Raw genomic sequence first — 13,612 nt, forward strand, 5'->3', positions numbered from 1 at the left:
CGCGTAGTGGCGAGTCGGGGTGTCGTATTCAACGTGAGAGGTGTTGATGGTGATACCACGAGCTTTTTCTTCCGGCGCGTTATCGATCTGGTCGAATGCGCGAGCGGAACCACCGTAGGTTTTAGCCAGAACGGTAGTGATGGCAGCAGTCAGGGTAGTTTTACCATGGTCAACGTGGCCGATAGTACCAACGTTGACGTGCGGTTTTGTACGTTCAAATTTTTCTTTAGACACGGCTATATTCCTTACTATAGTGCTCTCCCCTTCGGAGAGAGCACGGGACTTAGGTTTTAATCCTGTGGATTATTTACCACGGGCTTCAATAACGGCCTGAGCAACGTTGTTCGGCGCATCATCATACTTCAGGAATTCCATGGTGTATGATGCACGACCTTTGGTCAGAGAACGCAGCTGAGTTGCATAACCGAACATTTCGGACAGCGGTACTTCAGCGTGGATCTTAACGCCGGTTACTTCGGATTCCTGACCGCGCAGCATACCGCGACGACGGCTCAAGTCACCGATAACGTCACCAGTGTTCTCTTCCGGAGTTTCTACTTCAACCTTCATGATCGGCTCAAGCAGAACTGGTTTTGCTTTCTTAAAGCCTTCTTTAAAGGCAATAGACGCAGCCAGTTTAAACGCCAGCTCAGAGGAGTCAACGTCGTGGTAAGAACCGAAGTGCAGACGGATACCCATATCAACTACCGGGTAACCTGCCAGCGGACCAGCTTTCAGCTGTTCCTGGATGCCTTTATCAACGGCCGGGATGTATTCGCCAGGAATTACACCACCTTTGATGTCGTTGATGAACTCGTAACCTTTCGGGTTAGAGCCCGGCTCCAGCGGGTACATGTCGATCACAACGTGACCGTACTGACCACGACCACCAGACTGCTTGGCGTGTTTACCTTCGATATCGGTAACTTTCGCGCGAATCGCTTCACGGTAAGCAACCTGAGGTTTACCGACGTTCGCTTCAACGTTGAATTCACGCTTCATACGGTCAACGATGATGTCGAGGTGCAGCTCACCCATACCGGCGATAATGGTCTGGTTAGACTCTTCGTCAGTCCATACGCGGAAAGACGGGTCTTCTTTAGCCAGACGACCCAGAGCCAGACCCATTTTTTCCTGGTCAGCTTTGGTTTTCGGCTCAACGGCGATGGAGATTACCGGCTCAGGGAATTCCATACGCTCCAGAATGATCGGCGCATCCGGGTCACACAGGGTGTCACCAGTAGTTACGTCTTTCAGACCGATAGCAGCAGCGATGTCGCCCGCGCGAACTTCTTTGATCTCTTCACGTTTGTTAGCGTGCATCTGAACGATACGACCGAAACGCTCACGTGCAGCTTTCACGGAGTTCAGTACGGTATCACCAGAGTTAACCACACCGGAGTACACGCGGAAGAAGGTCAGGTTACCCACGAACGGGTCGGTAGCGATTTTGAACGCCAGTGCAGAGAACGGCTCGTCGTCGCTTGCGTGACGCTCAGCCGGGGTATCTTTACCGTCGTCCAGGATACCGTTGATCGCAGGTACGTCAACCGGGGATGGCAGGTAATCAATTACCGCATCCAGCATCGCCTGAACGCCTTTGTTCTTGAACGCAGAACCACAGGTTACCAGGATGATTTCGTTGTTCAGAACGCGCTGACGCAGAGCTTTTTTGATCTCTTCTTCAGTCAGTTCTTCACCACCCAGGTATTTTTCCATCAGCTCTTCAGAAGCTTCAGCTGCGGATTCGATCAGGTTCTGGTGCCATTCATCAGCCAGGTCCTGCATGTCAGCCGGGATATCTTCGTATTCGAAGGTTACGCCCTGGTCTGCATCGTTCCAGTTGATGGCTTTCATTTTCACCAGGTCAACAACGCCGGTGAAACCTTCTTCAGCACCAATTGCCAGCTGCAGCGGAACCGGGTTCGCGCCCAGACGGGTTTTGATCTGACCAACAACTTTCAGGAAGTTAGCGCCCATGCGGTCCATTTTGTTAACGAACGCGATGCGCGGAACTTTATATTTGTTTGCCTGACGCCATACGGTTTCAGACTGCGGCTGAACACCACCAACTGCGCAGTAAACCATTACCGCACCATCAAGAACACGCATGGAACGTTCTACTTCGATAGTGAAGTCAACGTGCCCCGGGGTGTCGATGATGTTTACGCGGTGCGGTTCATACTGTTTGGCCATACCAGACCAGAATGCAGTAGTCGCAGCGGAAGTGATGGTGATACCACGTTCCTGCTCCTGCTCCATCCAGTCCATGGTAGCGGCGCCGTCATGAACTTCACCGATTTTGTGGTTTACACCGGTGTAGAACAGAATACGTTCGGTAGTAGTGGTTTTACCGGCGTCGATGTGCGCACTGATACCGATGTTACGGTAGCGTGCGATGGGTGTTGTACGAGCCATTTGATTCCTCGTTTATTTCTTTAGGCGTTCAGTTAAGTTATCCAGAGCGGGCGACTCATCTGAAGCGCCCGCCTGGTGACTATGACTCCGAAGGGATTACCAACGGTAGTGAGCGAACGCCTTGTTGGCTTCGGCCATACGGTGAACGTCTTCACGTTTCTTAACTGCAGTACCTTTGTTGTCTGCAGCATCAGTGAGTTCGTTCGCCAGGCGCAGAGCCATGGATTTATCACCGCGTTTACGAGCAGCTTCAACGATCCAACGCATTGCCAGGGCATTACGACGGACCGGACGAACTTCAACTGGAACCTGATAAGTAGAACCACCTACGCGGCGGGACTTAACTTCGACAGTCGGGCGCACGTTTTCGAGCGCAACTTCGAAGGCTTCCAGTTCAGATTTACCAGAACGCTGAGCCAGGGTCTCCAGCGCGCTGTATACGATAGTTTCTGCAGTAGATTTTTTACCATCTACCATCAGGATATTGACAAATTTAGCCAGCAGTTCTGATCCGAACTTCGGATCCGGCAGAATTTTACGCTGACCAATGACGCGACGACGTGGCATGGAAATACTCCGTTGTTAATTCAGGATTGTCCAAAACTCTAAGAGTTTAGTATGACATTAAGATAAATCAGTTTGGCCTTACTTAACGGAGAACCATTAAGCCTTAGGACGCTTCACGCCGTACTTGGAGCGAGCCTGCTTACGGTCTTTAACGCCGGAGCAGTCAAGCGCACCACGAACGGTGTGGTAACGAACACCCGGAAGGTCTTTAACACGACCGCCACGGATCAGGATCACGGAGTGCTCCTGCAGGTTGTGACCTTCACCACCGATGTAGGAGGTGACTTCGAAACCGTTAGTCAGACGCACACGGCAAACTTTACGCAGTGCGGAGTTCGGTTTCTTAGGAGTGGTGGTATATACGCGAGTACATACGCCACGTTTCTGCGGGCAGGCTTCCAGCGCTGGCACGTTGCTCTTTGCAACTTTGCGCGCGCGTGGTTTGCGTACCAGCTGGTTAATTGTTGCCATTAAATAGCTCCTGGTTTTAGCTTTTGCTTCGTAAACACGTAATAAATCGCCTCATATATTATGAGGACGCAGAATTTTAGGGCGGTGCCGAAAAGGTGTCAAGAAATATACAACGATCCCGCCATCACCAGGCCAACTGACCGGCATGTTTGACTGTCAGTCTGACGAAATCAGTATAGCTAACCCTGCCGACACTGTCCGCAATTTGACCAGCCAGCCCGCGGGCGTCAACGTCGTCTTGCAGCACGTATAGGGTTATGGGGGCGGATTGCAGGATCTCAAGGAAGCGACCATCGGCGATGGCCGCGGTGACGCCGTCAGACAGTAGTACCAGATCGTCGCCGTGCTCCATCAAACGAAGCATCGCTGCGATGTCGGCATGCCAGGGGGAAACACTGAGCGTATGGAGCATGGGGGCCTCAGAAACGCAAAATCACATCAAATTCATGCAGACGGGCGCGCAGGGCATCCGGCGCCAGGCATTCGACATCCACCACCCACGGGGTCGCGGGATCCAGGCCGCGCTCTCGCGCTGAGTCGGCGCACAGCCAGCACTGGTCGATATCATATAGCGACAGCAATTTAAAGGTAGCGATGTAGTCGCGGGCAAGCACAGCGCCAGGCCGCTGTTCGGGTAACAGCTGAAACACGCCGTCGCCCACAAAAAACACGCCAATATCGTCGGTGAGCGCGGAGGTTGCTAATAAGGCATCGAGGCCTTCCCTGCCAGCGGCGCTGCCGTGCGGCGCAGAGGAAAATACAAAAGCCACACGTTTCATCAGAACTGCACCATCCGATCGCAAGTAAGCGCCGCTTCCGCTAGCGCGCCGAGCCCGCTCAAGGTAAAACCCGGCTGCAAATTGTGGCCAGGCAGAGCGAGCTGTTGCGCTTCGCGTTCGTCCGTTACGCCACGACGCAGGGCGGCCGCCACGCAGATATGCAGCGCGACGCCGTGCTCATCGTGGAGGGATTGCCACCCGCGCACCAGATCGAACTCATCGCTGGCGGGCGCCGTCAACTGGTTAGCGTTAAGCACGCCTTCGCGATAGAAAAAAACGCACGCCAGCTCATGGCCTTCCTGCAGCACGGCCTGGGCAAATTGCCAGGCGCTGCTCGCCTGCTGCGTGCCATAGGCTTGGCCGGTCACCGTGAGGGCAAAACGCATTACTTATCCAGCCCCTGAAAATCGCCGCTTTTGAACTGGCGAATATAGAGGTAGACGGTGTGCTTGGAGATGTTCAGACGATCGGCTACCTGGTTAATAGCGTCTTTAATATCGAAGATCCCTTTCTCGTAGAGATTCAGCACGATTTGACGGTTTTTCGCATTGTTAGACACGCTGCGATCGGCATTCACCTCTTCGATGGTGAACTCCAGCGTCTGGGCGACCAGATCGTCTACCGAAGAAGCAAAGTTCACCGGCGAGTTCACTTCAGGCGTTTCTGGCGGAATAAAGGTGCTCATGATCTGGGAAAACGGCACATCCAGATTCATGTTGATACACAGCAGACCAATCACCCGGTGATCGCGGTTGCGAATGGCAATCGTCACCGACTTCATCAGTACGCCGCTTTTAGCACGGGTAAAGTAGCATTTGGAAACGCTGCTATCGGCGCCCGTCATATCGTGCAGCATGCGCAGCGCAAGATCGGTAATCGGTGAACCAATTTGGCGGCCGGTATGTTCACCATTGGCGATACGGATGGCAGAGCATTTCAGATCCTGCAAAGAATGCAGCACGATTTCACAGTGCGAACCGATGAGCATCGCCAACCCGTCCACTACCGCTTCATAAGATTTGAGAATATCGAAATCGGTCTGGTCAAAGGGACGTTGATCCAGCAGGTCAAGCTCGCTGGTTTCATTGGTTAAAAGCGACCTGGACATGAAAAAAAGCACTCCTTTTCAGGAGCCTGTCGTTATTGTCAGGGCAGGCTCATCATCATTATTAAGCTATCTAAAGTAATACAGCGCCTGAGGATCTTTCCAGTTTTAATTATATCTGCGCTCAATAAAAAAGCCGCCGCCTCTGACGAGACGGCGGCCTGAACCTGATTACTTCTTAGCGTCAGCTTTCGCGTCCGCGGCTTTCGCATCGCCTGCGGCTTCCGGCTGTGCATCTGCCTTCGGCGCCGGTTTGATATCCAGCAGTTCTACATCAAAGACCAGCGTAGAGTTGGCCGGGATGCCCGGGACGCCAGTTTTACCGTAGGCCAGGTCCGGCGGAATAACCAGCTTGATTTTGCCGCCTTTCTTGATGTTCTTCAGGCCTTCAGTCCAGCCCGGGATCACGCCGTCGAGACGGAAAGAGAGCGGCTCGCCGCGAGTATAAGAGTTATCAAACTCTTTACCGTCGATCAGGGTACCTTTGTAGTTTACCACCACGGTATCGCTGTCTTTCGGCGCATCGCCAGCGCCTTCTTTCTCGACTTTATACAGCAGGCCAGTTTTTGAGGTTTTCACGCCCTTCTCTTTGGCAAAGTTGTCACGGAAAGCTTTGCCTTTGGCTTCGTTCTCAGTGGCGTCTTTTTCCATTTTCTGCTGAGCCGCGGTCTTCACGCGCGTTTCAAAGGCCTGCAGAGTCTGTTCGATCTCCTGGTCGGACAGTTTGCTCTTATCGGCAAACGCGTCCTGTACGCCGGCGATCAGCTGGGCTTTATCCAGCTTAATGCCCAGCTTCTCTTGTTCTTTCAGGGAGTTTTCCATGTAACGCCCCAGGGACGCGCCCAGCGCATAGGCCGATTTCTGATCGTCATTTTTAAATGCCGATTTACTCTCAGCCGCCGGGGCTGCCTTCGTTGCCGTATCTGCAGCGAAGGTCAGCGGTGCATTCAGGGCGACGGCCATTGTGGCCGCCAGCAGCGTTACTTTAAACAGTGATTTCATCCATTTCTCCAGGGCCGGGGCCTCTCGCCCCAGGGTTATCGTAAAAAGCAAAAAACGTACTATAGAACGTTGCCGTTAAAATCTACATACGGACGTTCCTGAATATCGCCTCTTTTAGGACTATTTTTGTATGAATAAGTTTCCTGTACGGCGCAGCGATGCTGCGCGCCAGGGGAAACTTAAGTAGAATCCGCCCGCAGGATCAGACTAAAGAGGTTACCCATGCACGATAGCACATTAGAAACGCGCCTTGCGGAGCTGGAAAGCCGGCTGGCGTTTCAGGAAATCACCATCGAAGACCTCAACAAAACCGTGACCGCCCACGAGATCGAGATGGCGAAGATGCGGGAGCATATGCGTCTGATGATCGAGAAGCTGAAGGCGACCCAACCCTCCCATATCGCCTCCCAGGCGGAAGAAACGCCACCGCCGCACTATTGAGGCGTAAAAAAAGCGGGTTTCCCCGCTTTTTTGTCGTCTTCGTGCCGAAGCGCAAAGATTAGTGGCAGCCGCAGCCACCGTGGCCGCCGCAGCCGCCTTTACCATGGTCGTGACCATGATCGTGGCCGTGGCCGCCGCAGCAACCGTCATGACCATGGTCATGATCGTGATCGTGGCCATGCGCGCCGTGCACGTGACCGTGCTCCAGCTCTTCCGCAGTCGCTTCGCGGATGGCGACGACTTCCACATTAAACTTCAGGTTCTGGCCAGCCAGCATGTGGTTGCCATCAACCACAACGTGGTCGTCTTCAACTTCAGTGATTTCTACTGGTACCGGACCCTGATCGGTTTCCGCCAGGAAGCGCATGCCAACCTGCAGTTCATCAACGCCCATGAAGACGTCTTTCGGTACACGCTGCACCAAGTTTTCGTCATACTGACCGTAAGCGTCGTTAGCGCCGACGGCAACGTCAAATTTGTCGCCCACTTCGTGGCCATCCAGCGCGTTTTCCAGGCCGGAAATCAGGGAGCCGTGACCGTGCAGGTAATCCAGCGGCGCGCTTACCGGAGACTCATCAACCAACACACCGTCTTCTGTACGTACCTGATAGGCCAGGCTGACCACCAGGTCTTTTGCTACTTTCATGATATCTCCTGAGATGGGAAGAATAGTGGCGCAGATTGTAGCGGAATTCTGCTGCCGTGTACCCTTTAGCTTAAAAAAAGCCGACGGATAACGCTAGTCGGGATGAAAAATGCCAATCACCTGCTCCTCTTTGCGTACATGCTCACTGGCCTCTTTATCTGCCTCACGCATCTGATGACCGCACTTAACGCACTCAACAACATCGACATTATTCTCACGCCACATTGCCAGCGAATCCTGCGCCTGGCACGCCGGACATTTCGCCCCGGCAATAAAACGTTTACGCACTGCCATAAGATTTACCTTTATTCAAACTCGTCCCAGCCGTCCAGCTGCCGGCTCTCTTTCTGCATTTCGCGCTGGAAAATCTCTTCCAGTTCGCGCCGGGCCTCCCGCACGCGTGATATCTGTACCGTATCAGTATGCACTGGCATTAGCTCGCGCAGCATTCGCATATCGAGGCGTCGGAAGTGCAGCTGCGCGCGCTGGGCCTGGTGAGGATGCATCCCGAGGGTGATGAGCGCTTTGCGCCCCAGCTCCAACGCACTGGAGAAAGTTTCACGAGAAAACTGCGTCACGCCGGCCTGCAGCAGCTCATGCGCCTCAACGCGCCCGCGTGCGCGGGCCAGAATATGCAGATGTGGAAAGTGTTGTTGACACATTTCCACCAGCCGCATGGTATCTTCTGGCTCATTACAGGTGATGACGATCGACTGCGCCTCTTCCGCTCCCGCCGAGCGCAGCAGCTCCAGCTGGGTGGCATCGCCAAAATAGACTTTATAGCCATAGTTGCGCATCAGATTTACCGCGCTGATGTCCCGCTCCAGTACCGTAATACGCATCTTATTGGCCATCAGCAGGCGACCAATGACCTGACCAAAGCGACCAAACCCGACAATAATCACCTGTGGCTTGTCATCCTCTACCCACGGCGCCTCACCGGTATCGTCCGCCGGATTCAGCCGTCGCGACAATAGCTTATCTATCCCCTTCATCAGCAGCGGCGTCGTCATCATCGACAACGTTACCGCCACCAGTAGCAGCGCCATCTGGTCGTGCTGAAACAACCGCTGAGAGGCGGGCAGCGAAAAGAGGACAAACGCGAACTCGCCGCCCTGGCTTAATACGCCCGCGAACTGCATCCGCTCGGAACTTCGCAGGCCATAGAGACGGGCCAGCAGATAGAGCACCAGCATTTTTACCGCCACCAGCACCGCCACGCTCACCGCCACCCACAGCAGATGGGTATACAGTACGCCAAGGTTCAGCGCCATGCCGACGGAAATAAAGAACAACCCGAGCAGCAGCCCCTTGAACGGATCGATAGCGATCTCCAGTTCGTGGCGATACTCACTTTCCGCCAGCAGCACGCCGGCAATAAAGGTGCCCAGCGCCATCGACAGCCCCAGCGCCTCCATAAACAGGGCAGATCCGAGGACCAACAGCAGCGTGGCGGCAGTGAACACCTCCCTGACCCCCGAGCTGGCGATAAAACGGAACACCGGCCGCAACAGATAGCGTCCGCCAATCAGCATCCCGGCAAAGGCCAGGACCTTCATGCCGACCGTCAACCAGTTCACATGCTCATCCGCTGAACCGGCCAGCAGGGGCACCAGCGCCAGCGCCGGGATCACCGCCAGATCCTGAAACAGCAGCACCGAAAAGCCTAGCTGTCCCGCTTCGCTGCGGCTCATTCCCTTCTCACGCATCAGCTGCAGCGCCATGGCGGTGGAAGACATCGCCAGGCCGATCCCGCCGACCACCGCCGCCTGCCATGAAAACCCGGTCGTCATCAGCAACCCACCGAGGATCGCCGCGCTGAGCATCACCTGCGCCGCGCCAACGCCGAAGATGGAGCTCCGCAGTCGCCATAGCTTGGCGGGATTGAGCTCCAGGCCGATGATAAACATCAGAAACACTACGCCGAGCTCAGAGAAATGGAGAATTTCATCCACATCGCTGATAAACCCGAGCCCCCACGGACCAATGGCGATCCCGGCCAGCAGATAGCCCAGCACCGCGCCAATCCCCAGTCTTGAAGCCAGAGGGACGGCGATGACGGCCGCGAACAAAAACAACACCCCCGCCAGCAGCAAATCAGATCCCGCCATGGACACCTCCGGCGGCGATGGGGTTGGCCAACCAGTCCCGGTAGGCCAGGGCGCGGCTGCGCAGCTCCTCTGGCTGCTGCCTCCGGGCCCAGTAGACGATAATGGGGCTCATCCAGTGCATACGGCACATGCCGGCGGTCAGTTCAAAAGGACGTAAAATATCGTTCATCGGATAGCGATTAGCATCGCGACGGTAGGCGCTCTCAGGCTCGCCGGTAGTGATCACGCTGCGCCAGTACTTTCCCGCCAGTTCGTTCCCTCCGGCGCCGCTGGCGAAGCCGCGGCTTAACACACGATCCAGCCACTCCTTGAGCAGCGCCGGACAGCTCCAGGTATATAAAGGGTGCTGGAAAACAATCACCTCATGCTGGCGCAGCAGGTCCTGTTCGTAAGCAATATCGATAAAAAAATCCGGATAGTGCGCGTAGAGATCGTGCACGGTGACGTTCGGCAACTGTAAGGCCGGCTCTAATAAAACCCGGTTGGCCACGGAATCCTGAGATTCTGGGTGGGCATACAGCAGCAACACTTTCGCTGTCTGAGACATCATTCCCCTCCCGTAGGTCTTCTGGCGGCCTGCACAGCCCCGGCGTTTTGACACAGCCAGAATGACTTTGTGTATCGTCTTCGTTTTGGGCTACCATGGCGGCCCGGTGAAGCGATTCGCTTCCACACTACATTATCATAATGACAAATTAACATAGTCTGAACATACGGCGCCTTATGATTGTTTTCTCCTCGTTACAAATTCGTCGCGGCGTACGCGTCCTGCTGGACAACGCCACCGCTACCATCAATCCTGGCCAAAAGGTCGGTCTGGTGGGGAAAAACGGCTGCGGGAAATCGACGCTGCTATCGCTTTTGAAAAACGAGATAAGCGCTGACGGCGGCAGTATGACCTTTCCCGGCAACTGGCAGCTGGCCTGGGTGAATCAGGAAACCCCGGCGCTACCGCAGCCGGCAATCGATTATGTCATTGACGGCGATCGAGAGTATCGCCAGCTGGAGGCCGCGCTCCAGCTGGCTAACGAACGCAACGACGGTCATGCTATCGCCACCGTCCACGGTAAGCTGGACGCCATCGACGCCTGGACTATCCGTTCGCGCGCCGCCAGCCTGCTGCACGGTCTGGGGTTCAGCAATGAACAGCTTGAGCGGCCGGTCAGCGATTTTTCCGGCGGCTGGCGTATGCGCCTTAACCTCGCCCAGGCGCTGATCTGCCGCTCCGATCTGCTGCTGCTCGATGAACCGACTAACCACCTCGATCTCGATGCGGTGATCTGGCTGGAGAAGTGGCTGAAGGGCTATACGGGAACGCTGATCCTCATCTCCCACGATCGCGATTTTCTCGATCCTATCGTCGACAAAATTATCCATATCGAACAGCAGACAATGTTTGAGTACACCGGCAACTACAGTTCGTTTGAAGTGCAGCGCGCCACCCGCCTCGCTCAGCAGCAGGCGATGTACGAAAGCCAGCAGCAGCGCGTCGCGCACCTGCAAAGCTATATCGATCGCTTCCGTGCCAAAGCCACCAAGGCCAAGCAGGCGCAAAGCCGGATCAAAATGCTGGAGCGGATGGAGCTTATCGCTCCGGCGCACGTGGATAACCCGTTCCACTTCAGCTTCCGCCAGCCGGAGAGCTTGCCTAACCCGCTGCTGAAGATGGAGAAAGTCAGCGCCGGCTACGGCGAGCGTATTATTCTCGACTCCATCAAGCTTAACCTGGTGCCGGGCTCGCGTATCGGCCTGCTGGGCCGCAACGGCGCCGGGAAGTCGACGCTGATTAAGCTCCTGGCAGGCGAGCTCCAGCCCGTAAGCGGCGAGATCGGCCTCGCGAAAGGCATCAAGCTCGGCTACTTCGCCCAGCATCAGCTGGAATTCCTGCGCGCCGATGAGTCGCCGCTGCAGCACCTGGCGCGTCTGGCGCCGCAGGAGCTGGAGCAGAAGCTGCGTGATTATCTCGGCGGCTTTGGTTTCCAGGGCGATAAGGTGAGCGAAGAAACCCGCCGCTTCTCCGGTGGAGAAAAGGCTCGCCTGGTACTGGCCCTGATCGTCTGGCAGCGCCCTAACCTGCTGCTGCTCGATGAACCGACCAACCACCTTGACCTCGATATGCGTCAGGCCTTAACCGAAGCGCTGATCGACTTTGAAGGGGCGCTGGTGGTCGTATCGCACGATCGGCACCTGATCCGTTCCACCACTGACGATCTATACCTCGTCCACGATGGTAAAGTCGAGCCGTTCGACGGCGATCTGGAAGATTATCAGCAGTGGCTCAGCGACTCGCAAAAACAGGAGTCCCAGAGCGGCGAGGCGCCAAAAGAGAGCGGCAATAGCGCCCAGGCGCGCAAAGACCAGAAGCGTCGGGAAGCGGAGCTGCGCAGCCAGACCCAACCGCTGCGCAAAGAGATCGCCCGTCTGGAAAAAGAGATGGACAAGCTCAACGCGCAGTTGGCCAGTGCGGAAGAAAAACTTGGCGACAGTGAGCTTTATGACGCCTCACGTAAAGCCGAGCTGACCGAATGCCTGCAGCAGCAGGCCAGCGCGAAGTCCGGGCTGGAGGAGTGCGAGATGGCCTGGCTGGAGGCCCAGGAGCAGCTGGAGCGCATGCTTCAGGAAGGCTAAACTCTTCCTCTTCATCCTGCCTGCGCGTACGCTGCCGCTGGCAGGGTGGGTTTCTGCCCTCTTCATGGCCTGGCCATCAGCGACATCAATGATTTGTTTTTGCTGTAAGCTGGCGTCACTGGCCGCAAGACCACATATTGGCTAACCCCCTGCATGCCCTGCGCGGTATAGTCATCATCACGTTTATTAATTGTTCTGGTGCTATGGTTGAAATCATCCCCACAGACATGACGCCCCCCGAAAACGATTCGCGTGAGTTCCATCCGATGCGCGGCGTGGGCAATCGTCATCTGCAAACCATGCTGCCGCGGCTGATTCGCCGTAAATTGCGCTTTACCCCGCACTGGCAGCGCCTTGAGCTGCCGGACGGCGATTTTGTCGATCTGGCCTGGAGCGAAGACCCGCACCAGGCGCGCCATAAGCCGCGCCTCGTCGTTTTTCACGGCCTGGAAGGCAGTCTGCACAGCCCGTACGCCCATGGTCTGATCCACGCGGCGATGCAGCGCGGCTGGCTGGGCGTGGTGATGCATTTCCGCGGCTGCAGCGGCGAACCTAACCGCAATCACCGCATCTATCACTCCGGCGAAACGGAAGATGGCACCTGGTTTTTGCACTGGCTGAAGCGCGAGTTTGGTCCCGCGCCGACCGCGGCCGTCGGCTATTCGCTGGGCGGCAATATGCTGGGCTGCCTGCTGGCAGAAGAAGGCGACCGCTGCCCGCTGGATGCGGCGGTGATCGTCTCCGCGCCTTTCATGCTCGAAGCCTGCAGCTATCATATGGATAAGGGCTTCTCGCGGGTTTATCAGCGCTATCTGCTCAATCTGTTAAAAGCCAACGCTTCACGCAAGCTGAAAGCGTACCCGGGCTCGCTGCCCGTCGATTTACGCCAGCTCAAAGGGATGCGCCGCATCCGGGAATTTGACGATATGATCACCGCCAAAATCCATGGCTTTGCCGATGCGCTGGATTATTACCGGCAATGCAGCGCCATGCCGCGGCTCAGCGATATCACTAAGCCGACGCTCATCATTCACGCGAAAGACGATCCGTTTATGGATCACCACTCTATTCCGCCGCAGGAGCAACTACCCGCGAACGTAGAGTATCAATTGACCGAGCAAGGCGGCCACGTTGGCTTTGTCAGCGGCACTCTGCGTAAACCGGAGATGTGGCTGGAAAGACGCATTCCCGACTGGTTAAACCGCTGGCTGGAGGTTCCCGTATGATTATTCCCTGGCAGGATCTGGATCCCGAAACGCTGGATAACCTGATTGAAAGCTTTGTGTTACGTGAAGGCACCGATTATGGTGAACATGAACGTTCACTTGCCGATAAAGTCGCCGATGTAAAACAGCAGCTGAAACGCGGAGAGGCGGTCCTTGTGTGGTCGGAACTGCATGAGACAGTCAATATTATGCCGCGCGCGCTGTTTAACGGCTAAGGC

The 13,612-nt window shown here is 55.7% G+C and carries 17 protein-coding genes; 4 read left to right on the forward strand and 13 right to left on the reverse strand.

Annotated features, from left to right (window positions below; genetic code table 11):
• The 9 genes from KHQ28_RS23780 to fkpA all read right to left on the reverse strand — a co-directional run.
• A partial coding sequence (locus tag KHQ28_RS23780; RefSeq protein WP_020882629.1) for a GTP-binding protein occupies window positions 1-234 on the reverse strand: 234 nt, incomplete at its 3' end.
• Between the two features lie 69 nt (window positions 235-303).
• A complete protein-coding gene (gene fusA, locus KHQ28_RS23785) occupies window positions 304-2,418 on the reverse strand; it encodes an elongation factor G (RefSeq protein WP_002920103.1) in 2,115 nt (704 codons plus the stop codon).
• Between the two features lie 96 nt (window positions 2,419-2,514).
• Window positions 2,515-2,985 carry a 30S ribosomal protein S7 gene (gene rpsG / locus KHQ28_RS23790; RefSeq protein WP_002920113.1) on the reverse strand — a complete coding sequence of 157 codons (471 nt, stop codon included), beginning with the start codon at window positions 2,983-2,985 and terminating at the stop codon, window positions 2,515-2,517.
• 96 nt (window positions 2,986-3,081) lie between these two features.
• On the reverse strand, window positions 3,082-3,456 hold the full coding sequence (gene rpsL / locus KHQ28_RS23795; RefSeq protein WP_002920115.1) for a 30S ribosomal protein S12: 375 nt from the start codon (window positions 3,454-3,456) through the stop codon (window positions 3,082-3,084).
• Between the two features lie 124 nt (window positions 3,457-3,580).
• Entirely contained in the window at window positions 3,581-3,868 is a 288-nt protein-coding gene (gene tusB / locus KHQ28_RS23800) for a sulfurtransferase complex subunit TusB (protein ID WP_002920119.1), read from the reverse strand.
• A gap of 7 nt (window positions 3,869-3,875) precedes the next feature.
• Window positions 3,876-4,235 carry a sulfurtransferase complex subunit TusC gene (gene tusC / locus KHQ28_RS23805; RefSeq protein WP_004174061.1) on the reverse strand — a complete coding sequence of 120 codons (360 nt, stop codon included), beginning with the start codon at window positions 4,233-4,235 and terminating at the stop codon, window positions 3,876-3,878.
• The gene (gene tusD / locus KHQ28_RS23810) at window positions 4,235-4,621 is read right to left on the reverse strand and encodes a sulfurtransferase complex subunit TusD (protein WP_032418320.1); all 387 of its coding nucleotides are present in this window, start codon (window positions 4,619-4,621) and stop codon (window positions 4,235-4,237) included. The genes tusC and tusD overlap by 1 nt, the downstream gene beginning before the upstream one ends.
• Window positions 4,621-5,343, reverse strand: coding sequence for a transcriptional regulator (locus KHQ28_RS23815; RefSeq protein ID WP_002920130.1), 723 nt, complete (start codon window positions 5,341-5,343; stop codon window positions 4,621-4,623). Before KHQ28_RS23815 ends, tusD begins: the two co-directional genes overlap by 1 nt.
• A 168-nt stretch (window positions 5,344-5,511) precedes the next feature.
• Window positions 5,512-6,342 carry an FKBP-type peptidyl-prolyl cis-trans isomerase gene (gene fkpA, locus KHQ28_RS23820; RefSeq protein ID WP_004185922.1) on the reverse strand — a complete coding sequence of 277 codons (831 nt, stop codon included), beginning with the start codon at window positions 6,340-6,342 and terminating at the stop codon, window positions 5,512-5,514.
• Window positions 6,343-6,564: 222 nt separating this feature from the next.
• Here fkpA and KHQ28_RS23825 point away from each other — a divergent pair, with 222 nt between their 5' ends.
• Entirely contained in the window at window positions 6,565-6,783 is a 219-nt protein-coding gene (locus KHQ28_RS23825; RefSeq protein ID WP_002920136.1) for a protein SlyX, read from the forward strand.
• Window positions 6,784-6,841: 58 nt separating this feature from the next.
• Here the strand turns inward: KHQ28_RS23825 and slyD are convergent, their stop codons facing one another.
• The 4 genes from slyD to kefG form a co-directional block, all read right to left on the reverse strand.
• Complete coding sequence (gene slyD, locus KHQ28_RS23830; RefSeq protein ID WP_002920140.1) at window positions 6,842-7,429, reverse strand: peptidylprolyl isomerase; 588 nt, start codon at window positions 7,427-7,429, stop codon at window positions 6,842-6,844.
• Between the two features lie 93 nt (window positions 7,430-7,522).
• Window positions 7,523-7,723: a YheV family putative zinc ribbon protein gene (locus tag KHQ28_RS23835; protein ID WP_032418319.1), complete on the reverse strand. Its 201-nt coding sequence runs from the start codon at window positions 7,721-7,723 to the stop codon at window positions 7,523-7,525.
• 11 nt (window positions 7,724-7,734) lie between these two features.
• Window positions 7,735-9,540, reverse strand: coding sequence for a glutathione-regulated potassium-efflux system protein KefB (gene kefB, locus KHQ28_RS23840; RefSeq protein ID WP_004150031.1), 1,806 nt, complete (start codon window positions 9,538-9,540; stop codon window positions 7,735-7,737).
• Window positions 9,527-10,090, reverse strand: a complete 564-nt coding sequence (gene kefG, locus KHQ28_RS23845; RefSeq protein ID WP_004151401.1) for a glutathione-regulated potassium-efflux system ancillary protein KefG — start codon at window positions 10,088-10,090, stop codon at window positions 9,527-9,529. Before kefG ends, kefB begins: the two co-directional genes overlap by 14 nt.
• A gap of 173 nt (window positions 10,091-10,263) precedes the next feature.
• Here kefG and KHQ28_RS23850 point away from each other — a divergent pair, with 173 nt between their 5' ends.
• The 3 genes from KHQ28_RS23850 (at window position 10,264) to KHQ28_RS23860 (ending at window position 13,609) form a co-directional block, all read left to right on the forward strand.
• Window positions 10,264-12,168: an ABC transporter ATP-binding protein gene (locus KHQ28_RS23850; RefSeq protein WP_016532008.1), complete on the forward strand. Its 1,905-nt coding sequence runs from the start codon at window positions 10,264-10,266 to the stop codon at window positions 12,166-12,168.
• Window positions 12,169-12,395: 227 nt separating this feature from the next.
• Window positions 12,396-13,394 carry a hydrolase gene (locus KHQ28_RS23855; RefSeq protein WP_024264627.1) on the forward strand — a complete coding sequence of 333 codons (999 nt, stop codon included), beginning with the start codon at window positions 12,396-12,398 and terminating at the stop codon, window positions 13,392-13,394.
• A complete protein-coding gene (locus tag KHQ28_RS23860; RefSeq protein WP_002920151.1) occupies window positions 13,391-13,609 on the forward strand; it encodes a YheU family protein in 219 nt (72 codons plus the stop codon). Before KHQ28_RS23855 ends, KHQ28_RS23860 begins: the two co-directional genes overlap by 4 nt.
• The last annotated feature ends 3 nt before the right edge of the window (window positions 13,610-13,612 follow it).

Origin of the sequence: Klebsiella sp. 28 (assembly GCF_018223905.1) — a bacterium.
Taxonomy (GTDB): Bacteria; Pseudomonadota; Gammaproteobacteria; order Enterobacterales; family Enterobacteriaceae; genus Klebsiella; species Klebsiella pneumoniae.